Source organism: Streptomyces sp. NPDC051310 (assembly GCF_044455245.1).
Lineage (GTDB): Bacteria > Actinomycetota > Actinomycetes > Streptomycetales > Streptomycetaceae > Streptomyces.
Map to the genome: position 1 here is coordinate 42,305 of NZ_JBITEO010000009.1, position 16,492 is coordinate 58,796.

Annotated in this window: 16 protein-coding genes; 7 read left to right on the plus strand and 9 right to left on the minus strand. The window is 74.3% G+C overall.

Going from position 1 to position 16,492, the window contains the following annotated elements; all coding sequences use genetic code 11:
* The first annotated feature begins 649 nt into the window (after nt 1-649).
* Nucleotides 650-1,852 (plus strand): amino acid deaminase/aldolase, encoded by a 1,203-nt coding sequence (locus ACIA79_RS15085; RefSeq protein WP_399428685.1) that lies wholly within the window; start codon nt 650-652, stop codon nt 1,850-1,852.
* 93 nt (nt 1,853-1,945) lie between these two features.
* Here ACIA79_RS15085 and ACIA79_RS15090 read toward each other — a convergent pair whose 3' ends face one another.
* The 6 genes from ACIA79_RS15090 to ACIA79_RS15115 form a co-directional block, all read right to left on the minus strand.
* Entirely contained in the window at nt 1,946-2,413 is a 468-nt protein-coding gene (locus tag ACIA79_RS15090) for a cupin domain-containing protein (protein WP_399428686.1), read from the minus strand.
* A 124-nt stretch (nt 2,414-2,537) separates the two neighbouring features.
* Nucleotides 2,538-3,443 (minus strand): DUF2510 domain-containing protein, encoded by a 906-nt coding sequence (locus ACIA79_RS15095; protein WP_399428687.1) that lies wholly within the window; start codon nt 3,441-3,443, stop codon nt 2,538-2,540.
* Nucleotides 3,444-3,452: 9 nt separating this feature from the next.
* Nucleotides 3,453-3,683 (minus strand): hypothetical protein, encoded by a 231-nt coding sequence (locus ACIA79_RS15100; RefSeq protein ID WP_399428688.1) that lies wholly within the window; start codon nt 3,681-3,683, stop codon nt 3,453-3,455.
* 80 nt (nt 3,684-3,763) lie between these two features.
* Nucleotides 3,764-4,546, minus strand: coding sequence for a 3-oxoacyl-ACP reductase (locus ACIA79_RS15105; protein ID WP_399428689.1), 783 nt, complete (start codon nt 4,544-4,546; stop codon nt 3,764-3,766).
* A 6-nt stretch (nt 4,547-4,552) separates the two neighbouring features.
* Nucleotides 4,553-5,917 (minus strand): aldehyde dehydrogenase family protein, encoded by a 1,365-nt coding sequence (locus tag ACIA79_RS15110; RefSeq protein WP_399428690.1) that lies wholly within the window; start codon nt 5,915-5,917, stop codon nt 4,553-4,555.
* Between the two features lie 8 nt (nt 5,918-5,925).
* Complete coding sequence (locus ACIA79_RS15115) at nt 5,926-7,290, minus strand: glutamine synthetase family protein (RefSeq protein ID WP_399428691.1); 1,365 nt, start codon at nt 7,288-7,290, stop codon at nt 5,926-5,928.
* Nucleotides 7,291-7,368: 78 nt separating this feature from the next.
* Between ACIA79_RS15115 and ACIA79_RS15120 the strand changes: the two genes are divergently transcribed.
* From ACIA79_RS15120 to ACIA79_RS15130, 3 genes are all read left to right on the plus strand, one after another.
* Nucleotides 7,369-8,115, plus strand: coding sequence for a FadR/GntR family transcriptional regulator (locus ACIA79_RS15120; RefSeq protein ID WP_399428692.1), 747 nt, complete (start codon nt 7,369-7,371; stop codon nt 8,113-8,115).
* Nucleotides 8,116-8,257: 142 nt separating this feature from the next.
* The gene (gene eat / locus ACIA79_RS15125; protein ID WP_399428693.1) at nt 8,258-9,706 is read left to right on the plus strand and encodes an ethanolamine permease; all 1,449 of its coding nucleotides are present in this window, start codon (nt 8,258-8,260) and stop codon (nt 9,704-9,706) included.
* A gap of 23 nt (nt 9,707-9,729) precedes the next feature.
* A complete protein-coding gene (locus ACIA79_RS15130; protein ID WP_399428694.1) occupies nt 9,730-10,413 on the plus strand; it encodes a gamma-glutamyl-gamma-aminobutyrate hydrolase family protein in 684 nt (227 codons plus the stop codon).
* Nucleotides 10,414-10,843: 430 nt separating this feature from the next.
* Here ACIA79_RS15130 and ACIA79_RS15135 read toward each other — a convergent pair whose 3' ends face one another.
* A complete protein-coding gene (locus ACIA79_RS15135; RefSeq protein WP_399428695.1) occupies nt 10,844-11,743 on the minus strand; it encodes a LysR family transcriptional regulator in 900 nt (299 codons plus the stop codon).
* 70 nt (nt 11,744-11,813) lie between these two features.
* Between ACIA79_RS15135 and ACIA79_RS15140 the strand changes: the two genes are divergently transcribed.
* A complete protein-coding gene (locus ACIA79_RS15140) occupies nt 11,814-12,947 on the plus strand; it encodes a TDT family transporter (RefSeq protein WP_399428696.1) in 1,134 nt (377 codons plus the stop codon).
* Here the strand turns inward: ACIA79_RS15140 and ACIA79_RS15145 are convergent.
* Together ACIA79_RS15145 and ACIA79_RS15150 are read right to left on the minus strand one after the other, a co-directional pair.
* Nucleotides 12,886-13,602 carry a helical backbone metal receptor gene (locus ACIA79_RS15145; protein ID WP_399428697.1) on the minus strand — a complete coding sequence of 239 codons (717 nt, stop codon included), beginning with the start codon at nt 13,600-13,602 and terminating at the stop codon, nt 12,886-12,888. The genes ACIA79_RS15140 and ACIA79_RS15145 overlap by 62 nt on opposite strands.
* Nucleotides 13,595-14,146: a helix-turn-helix domain-containing protein gene (locus ACIA79_RS15150; RefSeq protein ID WP_399428698.1), complete on the minus strand. Its 552-nt coding sequence runs from the start codon at nt 14,144-14,146 to the stop codon at nt 13,595-13,597. Before ACIA79_RS15150 ends, ACIA79_RS15145 begins: the two co-directional genes overlap by 8 nt.
* Before the next feature lie 256 nt (nt 14,147-14,402).
* Between ACIA79_RS15150 and ACIA79_RS15155 the strand changes: the two genes are divergently transcribed.
* Both ACIA79_RS15155 and ACIA79_RS15160 read left to right on the plus strand, forming a co-directional pair.
* The gene (locus tag ACIA79_RS15155) at nt 14,403-15,314 is read left to right on the plus strand and encodes a 5'-3' exonuclease H3TH domain-containing protein (RefSeq protein ID WP_399428878.1); all 912 of its coding nucleotides are present in this window, start codon (nt 14,403-14,405) and stop codon (nt 15,312-15,314) included.
* A gap of 58 nt (nt 15,315-15,372) precedes the next feature.
* Complete coding sequence (locus ACIA79_RS15160; protein ID WP_399428699.1) at nt 15,373-16,221, plus strand: siderophore-interacting protein; 849 nt, start codon at nt 15,373-15,375, stop codon at nt 16,219-16,221.
* Nucleotides 16,222-16,492 lie beyond the last annotated feature (271 nt).

A 16,492-nucleotide genomic window follows, 5' to 3' on the forward strand; every position in this document is an offset into this window, starting at 1 on the left:
CGGGCGGTAGGGGGCCCGGCGGTATCGCGCGGCCGGCGGGGGCGGCGGGCGGGGTGGTCCGGCCGGCGGCCGGGGCCTGCCCCGGTGCCTCCGGGGGCATGGGCCCCGCCGCGCGCCGAGGCGCCGGCGCCGGGGGCGTGGGGGTGCCCGGGCGTGCCGCAGGGGCCGCCGGCCGGCCGGGGGCGGGCGCGCTCCGAGGCGCCGCGGGGGCCGGTGGGGTTCGCGGGGTCTGCGCGGCCTGCGCGGCCTGCGGGGCCTGCGGGGCGGACGCGGGAGCAGGAGAGGGCGGCGTGCCGCGGTCGACGGCGGTGGAAGGCGCGGGCGTGCCGGAGGCGGGAGCGGGAGAGGACGACGGGGGCTCCGTGGGCCGGGCGGGTGCCGGAACGGGCGGGGCTTTCGGAGGGGTCTGCGCAGGGGCGTCCGGTGGGAGGAACGCCTCCGAGATGCGGGAGGCGGGGCGTCGTGCTTCGGTGCTCATCCGCCCCCCTGCGTGTCGTCCGGATCGCGTTGCGGGGCAGGCCCGTTCATCAGCGCGTGTCGTCACTTTACGGCTTCCGCCCAGGTGCGCCGCAACGAGGCCGCAGCTCGGGGAGGATCTGACCGGAACATCCCCCTACCCGGAGGTAGCACGGTCTGGCAGGCTCGGGCCATGACTCCCCGTGCCGCTGACCGGGCCCGGTACGACCGGGCCACCGCCCACCTCGACGCGCCGCTCGCGGTCGTCGATCTGGAGGCGTTCGACGCGAACGCAGCCGATCTGGTCCGCCGGGCCGGCGGGAAGCCGCTGCGCGTGGCGAGCAAGTCCGTGCGGTGCCGGGCGCTGCTGGAGCGGGTGCTCGCACGGGACGGCTTCGCGGGGATCATGTCGTTCACCCTGGAGGAGTCGCTGTGGCTGGCGCGGGCCGGGTTCGACGACGTACTCCTCGCGTATCCGTCGGCGGACCGGGCGGGATTCGCCGGGCTGGCCGGTGACGCCAAGCTCGCGGCCGCGGTGACCGTGATGGTGGACGACCCCGCGCAGCTGGACCTGATCGACGCGGCGCGCGACGGCGGCACCGAGGAGATCCGGGTGTGCCTGGAGCTGGACACGTCGCTGCACCTGCTCGGCGGGCGGGTACGGGTCGGGGCCCGGCGTTCGCCGCTCCGCACGGCCGCACAGGTGGCGGAGGTGGCCCGTACCGTGGCGCGGCGGCCGGGGTTCCGGCTCGTCGGGCTCATGGCGTACGAGGGACACGTCGCCGGTGTCGGTGACGCGGTCGCCGGGCGGCCGCTGCGGTCGCGGGCCGTGCGTCTGATGCAGGCGGCGGCCCGCCGCGAGCTGGCCGTGCGGCGGGCGGCCGTGGTGGACGCGGTGCGCGCGGTCGCGCCGGAGCTGGAGTTCGTCAACGGCGGCGGCACCGGCAGCGTGCAGCACACGGCGGCCGAGGCCGCGGTGACCGAGATCGCGGCCGGTTCGGGGCTCTACACGCCGCGGCTGTTCGACAACTACACGTCGTTCACGGGCCGTCCGGCCGCGCTGTTCGCGCAGCCGGTCGTCCGCCGCCCCGGCGTGGGCGTGGTGACCGTGCTCGGGGGCGGCTACCCCGCGTCCGGCGCGGCGGGCCGGGACCGGCTGCCCGTCCCGTACCTTCCGGAGGGGCTGCGCTACGACCCCCAGGAAGGGGCGGGCGAGGTGCAGACGCCGCTGCTGGGCTCACCCGCCGACGACCTGCTGATCGGGGACAAGGTGTGGTTCCGGCACGCGAAGGCCGGTGAGCTGTGCGAGCGGTTCGACGCGCTGCACCTGGTCGAGGGCGACCGGGTGACGGCGACCGTGCCGACGTACCGGGGCGAGGGCCGGACGTTCCTCTAGACTCCGGCCGGTCGCCTCGCCCCCTCCGCGGCGGCGAATCCGGGGGCGACGACCGCGGAGCGGGCCGGCGGGCTCGGGCAGGGAGCGCCGGTCCTACGGCTTGTCGGTGCCGTGCGTCGCGTCGGTGCCGTCCGCCTCGTCGAGGTGGTACAGCTCGGGCACCGAGACCTTGATCGGTTCCTGCGTGGTCCGTGCGATCACGACGACCACCGGCTCGTCCGGGTCCGGATTCTCCTCGCGGTGGGGGACGAACGGCGGGACCAGCAGGAAGTCGCCGGGCCCGGCGGAGATCCGCACCTCCTGCCGGCCGTCGTGGTGAACGAACACGGGGTGTCCGCTGACCACGTAGATCCCCGCCTCCGAATCGCCGTGGTGATGGTTGTCCGTCGCGCTCAGCGGCGGGTTCTCCACCAGTCCCATCCAGAGCTTCTTGGAGCCGACGGTGCTGCCGCTGAGAGCGGCGTGGCCGTGCAACTCGCCGGCTCGTACGTGGTGGATGCGGTTGCCCCGCGGCGCTTTGCCGGTGCCCGGTGCGGTCCCGGTGCCTTCGTGGACGGTCATCGTGCGGCCTCCTGGCTCCTGTTGTCGGCCTTCGGTCGCGGACCAGGCTGCGATCGCCGTACCGAGGTGACAACTTCCGGTGCGGAAACGGCAACACGCACCGGGAGCACGGCCGCGCCGTCCGTCAGGGGCCGATGGAGCTTCCGACTCCGCCGCCCGTCGAGCTGCCGATGGGGCGGATGCCCCGTGTGATCTCGTCCATGAGGGCGAGGGCGGGCCCGTCCGGGCCTGCGTCGAAGGCGAACCGGACGACGACCGGTGACTCGCTGCCCATGGGTGAGGGGAATGCCAGGGACTGGACCCAGCCGCCGGGGCCGAAGGCGGTCGTCACCCGCCAGCGGACGAGGTGTCCGGTGCGGCCGGCGACGACGGCGGGCCGGGAGGCGACCACGCGGTGGGACCGGATGCCGCCGTAGTGTCGGTTGCCGAGTGCGTCCTCCTCGTAGGCGCGGTCGGCGGCCGTGGCGATGTCCTGCTCGGCGATCTTCCGGTAGGAGGCCCCGGCGTCGGCGCTGACGGTGGAGGAGGTGACGGTGCCGCGCCGGCAGTCGCGGCCGGTGTCGGCGGGGCAGGGGGCCTCGGCCACGGTGACCACGGTGGGGAGGTCGGTCGTGGTGAACTCCGGCTTCTCCCACCCGTCGGGGACGGGCAGCGTGATGCCGTTGAGCTGGTCGACGAGGACCGTGGGGTCCTCGCCGGGAGTGGCGCCCGGGGTCGGGGTCGGACTGGGGGCCGGGACCGGCACGGCCGTGGAGGGGGCCTGGGAGGTCGCGGCGCTCGCCGGGGGCGCCGCGGTGTCGTCCTCAGGGACCAGCATGACCGCGGCCACGGCGATCGCCACCACCACGGCGACGCCCGCCACCGCGACGGGCAGGGCCCGCCCCGCGCGGTGGGGCCGCGGCGAGCGCGTGTGTCCGGTCCAGGCCGTGCCGTCCCACCAGTGCTCGACGGCGGGGTTGCCGGGGTCCGGGTACCAGCCTGGGGGTACCCCCGTGCCGCCCGGCACAGGAGGCGGGGTCGTCATGCTCATGCAGTCACCTTAGGGCGCGCCTCGGGACCCGTGCAGGGAGTCCTCCCCGCCGGGTGCGACGCTGCCGTGGTCGTCGTGGACGGGCCCGGCGGTGCCGTCGCCGTACCAGCCGCCGGTGGCCGCGGGGCGGGGGGCTTCCGGCGTCGCGTGGGCGGGTCCGGACGCGGCGGTCAGGCCGGTGACCGCCAGGGCGGAGGCGGCCGCCGCGGCGGCCCATCGGCGCAGGTCTGTCACGTACACGCTCCAGGTCTACGCAGGACAGCCGGGCGTCGGACGACGCCCGGCTGTCGGGGTGGTGGAGGCGGGGTGAACGGCAGGGGTTACAGCGGGGTGACGTAGGCGCCGGAGATGCCGCCGTCGACGAGGAAGTCGGTGGCATTGACGAAGGAGGAGTCGTCGCTGGCGAGGAACGCGACGGCGGCGGCGATCTCCTCGGCCTCGGCGAACCGGCCCACCGGGATGTGAACGAGGCGGCGGGCGGCCCGCTCCGGGTCCTTGGCGAACAGCTCCTGCAGCAGCGGGGTGTTCACCGGCCCGGGGCACAGGGCGTTGACGCGGATGCCTTCGCGGGCGAACTGCACGCCCAGTTCCCGCGACATCGCCAGCACGCCCCCCTTGGAGGCGGTGTACGAGATCTGCGAGGTGGCGGCGCCCATGATGGCGACGAAGGAGGCGGTGTTGATGATGGAGCCCTTGCCCTGGCGCCGCATGTAGGGGATGGCGGCCTTGCAGCACAGGTACACGGAGGTGAGGTTGACGTCCTGGACCCGCTTCCAGGCCTCCAGGCCCGTCTCCAGGATGGAGTCGTCGTCGGGCGGCGAGATGCCGGCGTTGTTGAAGGCGATGTCGACGCTGCCGTAGGTGTCGTACGCGGCCTTGAACAGGGCCTCGACCTGTTCGGCGTCGGTGACGTCGACGCGCACGAAGGTGCCGCCGACCTCGTCCGCGGCGGCCTTGCCGGCCTTCTCGTCGATGTCGCCGCACACGACGTGGGCGCCTTCGGAGGCGAGGCGGCGGGCGGCGGCCAGGCCGATGCCGCTGCCGGCGCCGGTGATGACGGCGGTACGGCCCACGAGGCGGCGGCACACAGGGTTCTCGGTCATGTCGGTTCAGGCCTCCGTGCTGATGAAGACGTTCTTGGTTTCGGTGAAGGCGGTGAGGGCGTCGGGGCCGAGCTCGCGGCCGAGGCCGGACTGCTTGAAGCCTCCGAACGGCGTCCAGTAGCGGACGCTGGAGTGGGAGTTGACGGAGAGGTTGCCCGCCCGGACGGCGCCGGAGACGCGCAGGGCACGGCCGACGTCGCGGGTCCAGACGGAGCCGGACAGGCCGTAGTCGGTGGCGTTGGCGAGCCGGACGGCGTCCTGCTCGTCGTCGAAGGGCAGGACCACGGCGACCGGGCCGAAGACCTCCTCGACGGCCGCCGGCGCGTCGGGCGCGAGTTGGGTGAGGACGGTGGGCGGGAACCAGAAGCCGGGGCCTTCGGGCGCCTTGCCGCGGATGCCGGCCGCGTCCCCGGGGACGTACGAGCGGACCCGGTCGAGCTGGGCCCGGGAGATCAGCGGGCCCATCTGCGTCTTCTCGTCGGACGGGTCGCCGACGACGATCTCCTCGACGGCGGGCGCCAGCAGTTCCAGGAAGCGGTCGTACACCCCGCGCTGCACGAGGATGCGGGTGCGGGCGCAGCAGTCCTGGCCGGCGTTGTCCAGGAAGGACATCGGGGTCGCGGCCGCGGCGGCCTCGATGTCCGCGTCGGCGAAGACGATGTTGGGGCTCTTGCCGCCGAGCTCGAGAGTCACGCGCTTCACCCGGTCGGCGCAGGCGGCCATGATGCCCTTGCCGACGCGGGTGGAGCCGGTGAAGACGATCTTGGCCACGCCGGGGTGCTCGACGAGGGCGTGGCCCGCGACGGGCCCGGCACCGGGCACCACCTGGAACAGCCCCTCGGGGAGCCCCGCCTCCAGGGCCAGTTCGGCGAGCCGGAGTGCGGTGAGCGGGGTGGTCTCGGCGGGCTTGAGGACCACCGCGTTGCCGGCCGCGAGCGCGGGGGCGGTGCCCCAGGCGGCGATCGGCATGGGGAAGTTCCAGGGGGCGATCACACCGACGACGCCGAGGGGTTCGAGGATCGTGACGTCGAGTCCGCCGGGGACGGGGATCTGGCGGCCGTTGAGGCGTTCCACTCCCCCGGCCGCGTAGTCGAGCAGGTCGCGGACGTTGCCGGCTTCCCAGCGGGCGTTGCCGATGGTGTGGCCGGCCTCGCGGACCTCCAGGCGCGCCAGTTCCTCCACGTGGTCGTCGACGACGGCGGCGAAGCGGCGCAGGAGGCGGGCCCGGTCTGCGGGGGCCGCCGCCGCCCACCCGCGCTGGGCGGTGGTGGCGCGGGCCACGGCGGCGTCGACGTCGGCGGCGGTGGCGGCCGGGACGGCGGCGACGACCTCTTCGGTGGCGGGATCGAGTACGAGGTGCTGGTCGGACAAGTCGTTCCTCACATGCGTTCGAAGGAGCGGCGCAGCTCCCAGTCGGTCACCGCGGCGTCGAACGCTTCGAGCTCGACCCGCGCCATGTTGCGGTAGTGGGCGACGACCTCGTCCCCGAAGGCGGCCTTGGCGACGGGGCTGTTCTCCCACAGCTCGGCGGCCTCGCGCAGGGTGGTGGGGACGTGGGCGTATCCGGCGGTGTACGCGTTGCCCTCGCACGCCTCGGGGAGTTCCAGCTCCTGCTCGATGCCGTACAGACCGGCCGCGACCAGGCCGGCGACGGCGAGGTGCGGGTTGACGTCGCCGCCGGGGAGGCGGTTCTCGAAGCGCAGCGAGCGGCCGTGGCCGACCACCCGGAGGGAGCAGGTGCGGTTGTCGTACCCCCAGGCCACGGCGGTCGGGGCGAAGGACCCGGGCTGGAAGCGCTTGTAGGAGTTGATGTTGGGTGCGTAGAGGAGGGAGAAGTCCCGCATGGCCGCGAGCTGCCCGGCCAGGAAGTGCCGCATCACCGGGGACATGCCGCCGGGCCCCTCACCCGCCATGACGTTGCGCCCGTCGGCGTCCTGCAGCGAGAGGTGGATGTGGCAGGAGTTGCCCTCGCGCTCGTTGTACTTGGCCATGAAGGTGAGCGAGACGCCCTCCTGGGCGGCGATCTCCTTGGCCCCGGTCTTGTAGACGGCGTGCTGGTCACAGGTGACGAGGGCTTCGTCGTACTTGAAGGCGATCTCGTGCTGCCCGGGGTTGCACTCGCCCTTGGCGGACTCGACGGTCAGGCCCGCGCCCGCCATCTCGTTGCGGATGCGGCGCAGGAGCGGCTCGATGCGGCCGGTCCCCAGGACCGAGTAGTCGATGTTGTACTGGTTGACCGGGGTCAGGCCCCGGTAGCCGGCGTCCCAGGCCTGTTCGTAGGTGTCCTTGAAGACGATGAATTCGAGCTCCGTGCCGACGTGGGCGGTGTAGCCGCGCTCGGCGAGCCGCTCCAGCTGGCGGCGCAGGATCTGGCGGGGCGCGGCGGTGACGGGGGTGCCGTCGCTCCAGGCGAGGTCGGCGATGAGCAGGGCCGTGCCGTCGTTCCAGGGGACGCGGCGCAGGGTGGTCAGGTCGGGGCGCATGGCGAAGTCGCCGTATCCCTTGGTCCACGAGGACATCTCGTAGCCGTCGACGGTGTTGAGTTCGACGTCCACGGCGAGGAGGTAGTTGCAGCCCTCGGTGCCGTGTTCCAGTACGTCGGAGAGGAAGAAGGGTGCGGCGAACCGCTTGCCCTGGAGCCGCCCTTGCATGTCGGGGAAGGCCAGGACGACTGTGTCGATCTCACCGCTCGCGACGAGGCTGCGCAGCTCGTCGACCGTGAGCGGGGGTTTGCGGTCTGCCACGGGGATGCTCCTCCTTCGGTCAGCCGGGAGCCATAAGGTATTGCCGAAGACCATTGCTTGGGAAGGGGAAACCGCGAGGTGGCGGAGAAGAGCTCGGGGAAGGGGCCGGAGGACCGGCTCGCGCCCGTCCTGCGGCCGGTGCGGGCGGGCAACGGCTTCGAGGAGGCCCTGGAACAGATCCTCCAGGTGGTGCGGCTGGGCCTGGTGCCCGGCGGGGAGCGGCTGCCCGCGGAGCGGGAGCTGGCGGAGCGGATGGGGATCAGCCGGGTGACGCTGCGCGAGGTGCTGAAGGTCCTCCAGGAGCAGGGCCTGGTGGAGAGCCGCCGCGGCCGGTACGGCGGAACGTTCGTGCTGCACCGGGACCGCGCGCCGGGCGACACGGGCGAGGAGGAGCTGCGCCGACGCATCTCCTCGGTCGACGTCGAGGACACACTGCGCTTCCGCGAGGTGCTGGAGGTGGGGGCGGCGGGGCTCTGCGCGGCGCACGGCCTGTCCGAGGAGGGCGGCCGGCGGCTGCGCACGGCGCTCGCCGCCACGCACGACGCGCCCCTGGAGGACTACCGCCGCCAGGACACGCTGCTGCACCTCACGCTCGCCGAACTGTCGGGGTCGCCGACGCTGACGGCGCAGTACGCGGCGGTCCGGGCGACCGTCAACGACCTGCTGGACTGCATCCCGCTGCTGGTGCGCAACCTGGAGCACTCACAGCACCAGCACACCGCGCTGGTGGAGGCGGTGCTCGAGGGCGACGCGGACGCGGCGCGCGAGGTGATGCGGGAGCACTGCGCGGGGACGGCGGCGCTGCTGCGGGGCTTCCTGGCGTGAGCCCCGGCGCGGCCCGGGCCGGCACCCCGGCGCGAGCCCCGTAACCGGAACGTAACGCACGGGTCTTGCGCTGTCGCCGCGCCACCGCAAAGGTATGGGTCCATTCCATTGGGCCCCGACCGCTTGCGGGAGCGCTGCTGCCATGACGCTGGAAGAAACCAAGGACACCGCCGGTCCGGCCGGCTCCGACGACTATCTGGAGCGACGGGCCCTGCGCCGGGGCAGCGCCGGCTGGCTCCTGCTGACCGGCCTGGGCGTCGGGTACGTCGTCTCCGGCGACTTCTCCGGCTGGAACATCGGCCTCGCCGAAGGCGGCTTCGGCGGGCTGGCGATCGCGACCGTGCTGATGGGCGTGATGTACGCCTGCCTGGTGTACGCGCTGGCCGAGCTGTCCGCGATCCTGCCCGCGGCGGGCGGGGGCTACGGCTTCGCGCGCCGGGCGCTCGGCACGTGGGGCGGCTTCCTCACCGGTACCGCCATCCTCATCGAGTACATCCTGGCCCCGGCCGCCATCTCGATCTTCATCGGCGACTACGTCGAGTCCCTCGGCCTGTTCGGACTGGAGTCCGGCTGGCCGGTCTACCTGGCCTGCTTCGCCGTCTTCATCGGCATCCACCTGTGGGGCGTCGGCGAGGCGCTGCGCTTCAGCCTGATCGTGACGGCGATCGCGGTGGCGGCGCTGCTGATCTTCGCGGCGGGCGCGCTCACGGACTTCCGGGTGGACGGGCTGGACGACATCCCGGTCGACGGGAGCGCCTTCGGGTCGAACTCCTGGCTGCCGTTCGGGCTGCTCGGCATCTGGGCGGCGTTCCCCTTCGGGATGTGGTTCTTCCTGGGCGTCGAGGGCGTCCCGCTGGCGGCCGAAGAGGCGAAGGACCCGGTGCGGTCCATGCCGCGGGCCCTGTCGCTGTCGATGATGATCCTGGTGCTGCTGGCGGTGCTGACCTTCTTCGCGGCCACGGGCGCGCGGGGCTCCGCCGCGATCCAGGACGCGGGCAATCCGCTGGTCGTCGCGCTGCAGGGCGACGGCGACCCGACCGCGCTCAGCCGCTTCGTCAACTACGCCGGCCTCGCGGGCCTGGTCGCCTCCTTCTTCTCCCTCATCTACGCCGGCTCGCGCCAGCTCTTCGCCCTCTCCCGGGCCGGCTACCTGCCGCGCTTCCTCTCCCTGACGAGCCGCCGCAAGTCGCCGTACCTGGGGCTGCTCATCCCCGGCGCGATCGGCTTCGCGCTGGCGGCGGGGACCGGGAACGGGGCGCGGATGCTGAACATCGCGGTGTTCGGCGCCACCATCTCGTACGCCCTGATGGCGCTGTCCCACATCGTGCTGCGGCGCCGCGAGCCGGACCTGCCGCGCCCGTACCGCACGCCGGGCGGCGTCCTGACCTCCTCCGTGGCCTTCGCTCTGGCGCTCTCCGCGCTGGTGGCGACGTTTCTGGTGGACGTGGACGCGGCACTCATCGCGCTGGGGGTCTACGTCGTCGCCCTCGCCTACTTCGCCTTCTACAGCCGCCACCGCCTCGTCGCGAACGCGCCCGAGGAGGAGTTCGCGGCGCTGGCGGCGGCCGAGGCCGAACTCGAACGCAACTGAGCACGACCGAGAGGAACCCGCCTGTGCCTGCCAAGCCGCTGATCGGTATCACCACCTACCTGGACCCCGCGAAGTGGGGGGTGTGGGACATGCGGGCCGCACTGCTGCCCGAGGTGTACCCGCGCCTGGTCCGGGCGGCGGGCGGCATTGCCGCGATGCTCCCGCCGGACGTGCCGGACGTCGCCGCGGAGGTGGTGGCCCGCCTCGACGGCCTGGTCGTCGCGGGCGGCGCGGACGTCGACCCCGCGCGGTACGGGGCCGAGCGCGACCCGCGGACGGGGCCGCCCGCCGCCGAGCGCGACGCGTGGGAGCTGGCCCTCATCGGGGCGGCGCTGGCGGCCGGGACGCCGGTGCTCGGCATCTGCCGGGGCATGCAGCTGCTGAACGTGGCGCTCGGCGGGACGCTCGTCCAGCACATCGACGGGCACACCGGCGGGCTCGGCGTCTTCGCCCGGCACACCGTCAAGCCGGTCCCCGGCACGCGTTACGAGGCGCTGGTGCCCGACGCGACGACGGTCCCCGCGTACCACCACCAGGCCGTGGACCGGCTGGGCGACGGCCTGACGGCCTCGGCCCACGCGGAGGACGGCACGGTGGAGGCGATCGAGTCGGCAGGCGCGGGGTGGGCGATGGGCGTCCAGTGGCACCCGGAGATGGGCGAGGACCTGCGGGTGGTGGAGGGCCTGGTGGCCGCGGCTTCCTCCTGAACGCGTGAGAGGCCCGGCCCCCTGGGAAGCGTCTCGTGGGGCCCGGCCTCTCACGTGTCTCAGGCCGAGGGGAGCGTGGGCAGTTCCTTCGGCAGGTCCGCGACTCCCGGCAGTCGACAGCCTCGTACGTGTGGCGGGCGAGCTCGTCGGCGAAGTCGACTCCGGGTGGCCCCCTCCGTCAACGCGTCACGGCCGTACCGGCCGAGGTCTTCGAAGAGCCTGAAGGCGCTGTCCCCGACGGCGGCCAGGTCCTGCTGATCGGCCCTGAGGGTCACCCTGCCCGCCACCGCCGCCCTTCTCGGTCGGCGTCTCGTTCAGTTGCATTCGTGAGGATCGTGACGCGCTTTCCGGAGAGCAACCGGCGACCGCGTTGCTCCCGGAGCGTCAAAGGGCGACCCCATCCGTGGAGTTGGAGTCGTCCGCCGCGTCCTCACCCCCGCGCCAGCGACAGCAGGTCGCGGGCCGGGCCCGTCGGCAGGGGGCCCGTCGGCCAGACCGCGCGCAGGGCGCGGTGGAGGCGGACGCTCTCCACGGGGACCTCGACGAGGCGGCGGGAGGCGAGTTCCTCGGTGACCGCGAGTTCGCTCAGCACCGCGGGGCCGGCGCCGCTGACCGCCGCCGCCTTCACGGCCGTCGTGGAGGCCAGCTCCAGCAGCGGGTCCGCGAGCCCGCCGTACTCCGCGAGGGCCGCGTCCAGTACCTGGCGGGTGCCGGAGCCGTACTCGCGCAGGATCAGCGGGGTCGCCGCCAGTTCCGCCGCGCCGACCGTGCCGCGGCGGCGGGCCCACCGGTGCGAGGGCGCCGCGACCACCACCAGCCGGTCGTGGGCGACGACCGCCGAGTCCAGGCCGTCCGGCACGGCGAGGCCCTCCACGTAGCCGAGGTCCGCCTCGCCGGCGAGCAGGCGCTCGGCGACGGCCGCCGAGTTCCCGGCCTGGAGCGAGACGGCCGTGTCGGGGCGCTCCGCGCGCAGTGCGATGAGCCACCCGGGCAGCAGGTACTCCGCGATCGTCATCGACGCCGCCACCCGCAGCCGCGAGTCCCGCCGGTCGCGCAGCGCCTGGGCACCGACGTCGAACGCCTCCGCCGCCTCCACCACGCGCCGCGCCCAGTCGGTGACCAGCGTGCCCGCGTCGGTGAGCCGGGAGCCGCGCGGCGAGCGGTCCACGAGGGCGACACCGAGCTGGCGCTCCATGGAGCGGATACGGCTGCTCGCCGCCGGCTGGGTGATGCCCACCTCGCGCGCCGCGCGCCCCAGGCTGCCGTGCCGGGCGACGGCGAGCAGCAGTTCCAGGGCGCCCAGATCGGGCACACGATGCGCGATGCTCATAACTTCAGTTTATGGGGTCATAGGGACAAGATCCCTGGTGGGGGCCATCCGCCCAGGTCAGGGTGGCAGCATGGCAACCCTCGCGCATCCCGTTCCCCTGCCCCGCACCCTGGCCGTCCGGCACCTCGGACCCAACTGGTACGCGACGGTGATGGGGACCGCGATCGTCGGGAACGCGGGTGCCACCCTTCCCCTGCGGGTGCCGGGTCTGCGCGGCGCCTGCACCGCCGTGTGGGCGCTGTCCCTGCTGATGCTGGTGGCCCTGCTGGCGGCCCGCGCGCTGCACTGGGCGCGCCACCGCGACCAGGCGCGCGCCCATCTGCTGGACCCGGCCGTGGCGCCCTTCTACGGCTGTCTGGCGATGGCGCTGGTCTCGGTCGGCGGCGGGACGCTGATCGTGGGCCGGGACGTGATCGGCCTGGAGGCGGCGGTCGCCGTGGACACGGCGCTGTACGCGGCCGGCACGGCCGTCGCCCTGGCGGTCGCCGTGACGATCCCGTACCTGATGGTGGTGCACCACGGGGGCCACGAAGGCCCCAGGGGCCACGGGGGCGAGGGCGCCTCGCCGGTCTGGCTGCTGCCGGTGGTCTCGCCGATGGTGTCGGCGGCGCTCGGCCCGCTGCTGGTACCGCATCTGCCGCCGGGCCAGTGGCAGCGGACGCTGCTGCTCGCCTGCTACGGCATGTTCGGGCTGAGCCTGCTGGCCACCCTGGTGATGCTGCCCCTCGTCCTCGGCCGGCTGCTGTCCGGCGGGCCGCTGCCGCTCGCGCTGACCCCGACGCTCTTCCTGGTGCTGGGGCCGCTGGGCCAGTCCACGACGGCCGCGAGCACGTTCGCCGACGCGGCGCCCGGTGTCGCGTACGGCGGGGGCATCGCGGTCCTGTACGGCGTGCCGGTGATGGGCTTCGCGCTGCTGTGGCTGGCGCTGGCCGGGGCGATGGTGCTGAGCGCGCGGCGCCGGGGCATGGGCTTCGCGATGACCTGGTGGGCCTTCACCTTCCCCGTCGGCACGTGCGTGACCGGTCTGGAGGGCCTGGCCCGGCACACCGGTCTGGCGGCGCTGCGCTGGCTGGCGGTGCTGCTGTACGCGGTGCTGGTCGCGGCGTGGCTGGTGGCCGCGTCCCGGACCGTGCGGGGCCTGGTCAGCGGAGCGCTGCTCGCAGCGCCTGCGGAGCCGTCGCCAGGGACGGCCCGTACCAGGTGAGGTGGCGTCCGTCGACGAGCGCGGCGGGCAGGCCGTCGAACGCCTCGGGGCCGTCGTCGGCGGTGAAGCGGTAGGGCTCGTCCGGCAGGACGACGAGGTCGGCGCCCGAGGCACGCAGCTCCTCCAGGGGGATGCGCGGGTAGCGCTCGGCGTGACCGGCGTACACGTTGGCGACGCCGAGCCGGGCCAGCAGGTCGCCCGCGAAGGTGTCGCGGCCCAGCACCATCCAGGGGCGGCGCCAGATCGGCACGACGGCCCTGCGGTACGGGCCCGGCGGGAGCGCCGCCCACGCGGCCTCCGCCTCGTCCAGCCAGCGCGGCCGGCCGCGTACCCCGCAGGCGGCGAGCACCCGGTCCAGCTCGGCGAACGCCTGCTCCAGCGTGCGGACCTCGGTGACCAGCACCTCCAGTCCGGCGGCGCGCAGGGCGGCCAGGTCGGGGGCGCGGTTCTCCTCCTCGTTGGCCAGGACGAGGTCGGGGCGCAGGGCCGTGACGGCGGCGACGTCGGGGTTCTTCGTACCGCCGATACGGGTGACGTCCAGTCCCGCGGGGCGGGTGCACCAGTCCGTGGCGCCGACCAGCAGCCCGGGGGCCGTGACGGCGACGGTCTCGGTGAGGGACGGGACGAGCGAGACGACACGGCGGACGTCAGCCATCGTGCGGCGCCGTCCCCAGGTGCTCGGCGACGGCCACCACCAGGATGCGGGTGGCCGGGCCGGTGGCGCGCCAGCGGTGGCGCACGCCGCCGGAGAGGTAGAGCGTGTCGCCGCGTTCGAGCCGGTACGCCCGGCCCTCCGCCTCCACCTGGGCGGCGCCGTCGGCGACGTACAGCAGGGCGTCGTTGCGCAGGACGAGCTCGCGTCCGGCGTCGTGCTCGCCGGTGAACTCGTCCGCGTGCATCTGGTGCTCGCCGCGCACCAGGGGCCGTACGCCGGCCACGCCGGAGGTGTCACCGGCCCGTACGACGTCGACGGTGCGCGTCGAGTCGGCCGCGTACAGCAGCTCCACCGCGGTGGTCTCCAGGGCGTCGGCGACGCGCTCCAGGGACCGGGTGCTGGGGCGGGCGCGTTCGTTCTCGATCTGGCTGAGGAACGGAACGGACAGCCCGCTGCGCGCGGCGACCGCGGCGAGGGTGAGCGACAGTGCTCTGCGCCTCCTGCGGACGGCCGCTCCCACGCGGAGCGTCTCCTTGTCGTCCATCTCTTCGGCTCCCTCCCTCTCCGACCACCTTACGCAGCGGCGGTACCACCGAGTAGCGCAACGGAGGGGAAAGGCGGACGGCGGACGCTCCGGGAGGGCCTGCGGGGAGGGGCCGGCTCGTCGGCGCGACCGGGTTCTCCCCCGGCCGGGCGGGGGCGGCAGGCCGCTTCCCGCACCTGCCGGCCGCGGTCCGCCCCCGGGCTCCGGGGCGCTGTCGGTGGGGTGGTGCATGATCGGGGGTGTGACGCGACGCCTGATGCTCCTCGACACCGCTTCCCTGTACTTCCGCGCCTATTTCGGGGTGCCGGACTCCGTGAAGGCCCCGGACGGCACGCCGGTGAACGCCGTGCGCGGGCTGCTGGACTTCATCGCCCGGCTGGTCCAGGACCACCGGCCGGACGACCTCGTGGCGTGCATGGACGCGGACTGGCGGCCGCACTGGCGGGTGGAGCTGATCCCGTCGTACAAGGCGCACCGGGTGGCGCAGGAGGCCGGGCCGGGGGCGGGGCCGGACGAGGAGGAGGTCCCGGACACGCTCTCGCCGCAGGTGCCGGTGATCGAGGCGGTGCTGGACGCGGTGGGGATCGCCCGGGTGGGCGTCGCCGGGTACGAGGCGGACGACGTCATCGGCACGCTCGCGGGGCGGGCCGCCGGACCGGTGGACATCGTGACCGGCGACCGCGACCTGTACCAGCTGGTGGACGACGCCCGCGGTGTGCGGGTGCTGTACCCGCTCAAGGGCGTCGGCAGCCTGCAGGTGACGGACGAGGACTGGCTGCGGTCCAAGTACGGCGTGGACGGCTCGGGATACGCCGACCTGGCGCTGCTGCGCGGCGACCCGAGCGACGGGCTGCCGGGGGTGCCGGGCATCGGCGAGAAGACCGCCGCGAAGCTGCTGGCGACCTACGGGGACCTGGCCGGGATCATGGCGGCGGTCGGCGACCGGGCGTCGAAGCTGACGCCTGCGCAGCGCAGGCGGCTGGACGAGGCACGGGACTACCTGGCGGTGGCGCCGAAGGTGGTACGGGTGGCCGGCGACGTGCCGCTGCCCGACTTCGACCCGGCTCTGCCCGCCGGACCGGCCCGGCCGGCGGAACTGGAGGAGCTGGCGGAGCGCTGGGGGCTGGGGGGTTCGCTCGACCGGTTGCTCTCCATTCTCCGGAAGTGAGGTGTTAGCTTAGGTAAGCCTAAGCAGACATCCTTTTCCGGGAGACGGGGAGATCACCGTGGCGGACCAGCCTGCCCGCAAGGCACCCAGGGCCCATGAGGCCCGGGTGGTGCGTACCGAGCGCCTCACGCCGCACATGGTGCGCGTCGTCCTCGGCGGAGAGGGCCTGTCCGCGTTCACGACGGGCGAGTACACCGACCACTACATCAAGCTGCTGTTCGCCGCCCCCGGGGTGACGTATCCCGAGCCGTTCGACATGGACCGGATCCGCGAGGAGTTCCCGCGCGACCAGTGGCCGACGACGCGCACGTACACGGTGCGGGCGTGGGACGCCGACCAGCGCGAGCTGACCGTCGACTTCGTCGTGCACGGCGACGAGGGGCTGGCCGGCCCCTGGGCGGCGCGTGCCGAGGCGGGCGAGACGGTGCGCTTCCTGGGGCCGGGCGGCGGGTACGCGCCGGACCCGGCGGCGGACTGGCACCTGTTGGTGGGCGACGAGAGCGCGCTGCCGGCGATCGCCGCGTCGCTGGAGCGGCTGCCGGAGGGCGCGGTGGGGCACGCCCTCATCGAGGTCGAGACCCCCGCCGACGAGCAGAAGATCACGGCTCCCTCCGGTGTCGAGCTCCGCTGGCTGCACCGCGGCGCGCGCCCGGTCGGCGAGGCGCTCCTGGCCGCGGTCGAGGAGCTGGACTTCCCGTCCGGGGACGTCCACGCCTTCGTCCACGGCGAGGCCGGCTTCGTCAAGGAGCTGCGCCGCCACCTGCGCCTGGAGCGCGGGATCCCGCGCGAGCGGCTCTCCATCTCGGGTTACTGGCGCCTGGGCCAGACGGACGAGGCATGGCGCGCGGTCAAGCGCGACTGGAACGCCCAGGTCGAGCGCGAGCAGGAGTCCCCGGCGGCGGCCTGACCCGCCGGGCCGCGGCAGCATCGTGCACTGGGTGAAGTACCGTCCGCCTGTGCGCGCCTGACGCCTCCTGAGCCCACGTCATGGCCGCACCGACCGCCCGGACCGGCCACCGGCGCCGTCGCCGGCCCAGCTCGGCGGCGCCTCGGCGCGAACCGAGGTGACAGCCGAGAAGGACCCGACAGTCTGCCCGGTGCGGGGACGGCCCGGACCTTGCCCGGACACGCCGAGGGCCCGGCCGGTCTCCCCGGCCGGGCCCTCGGCGGTGGACGCG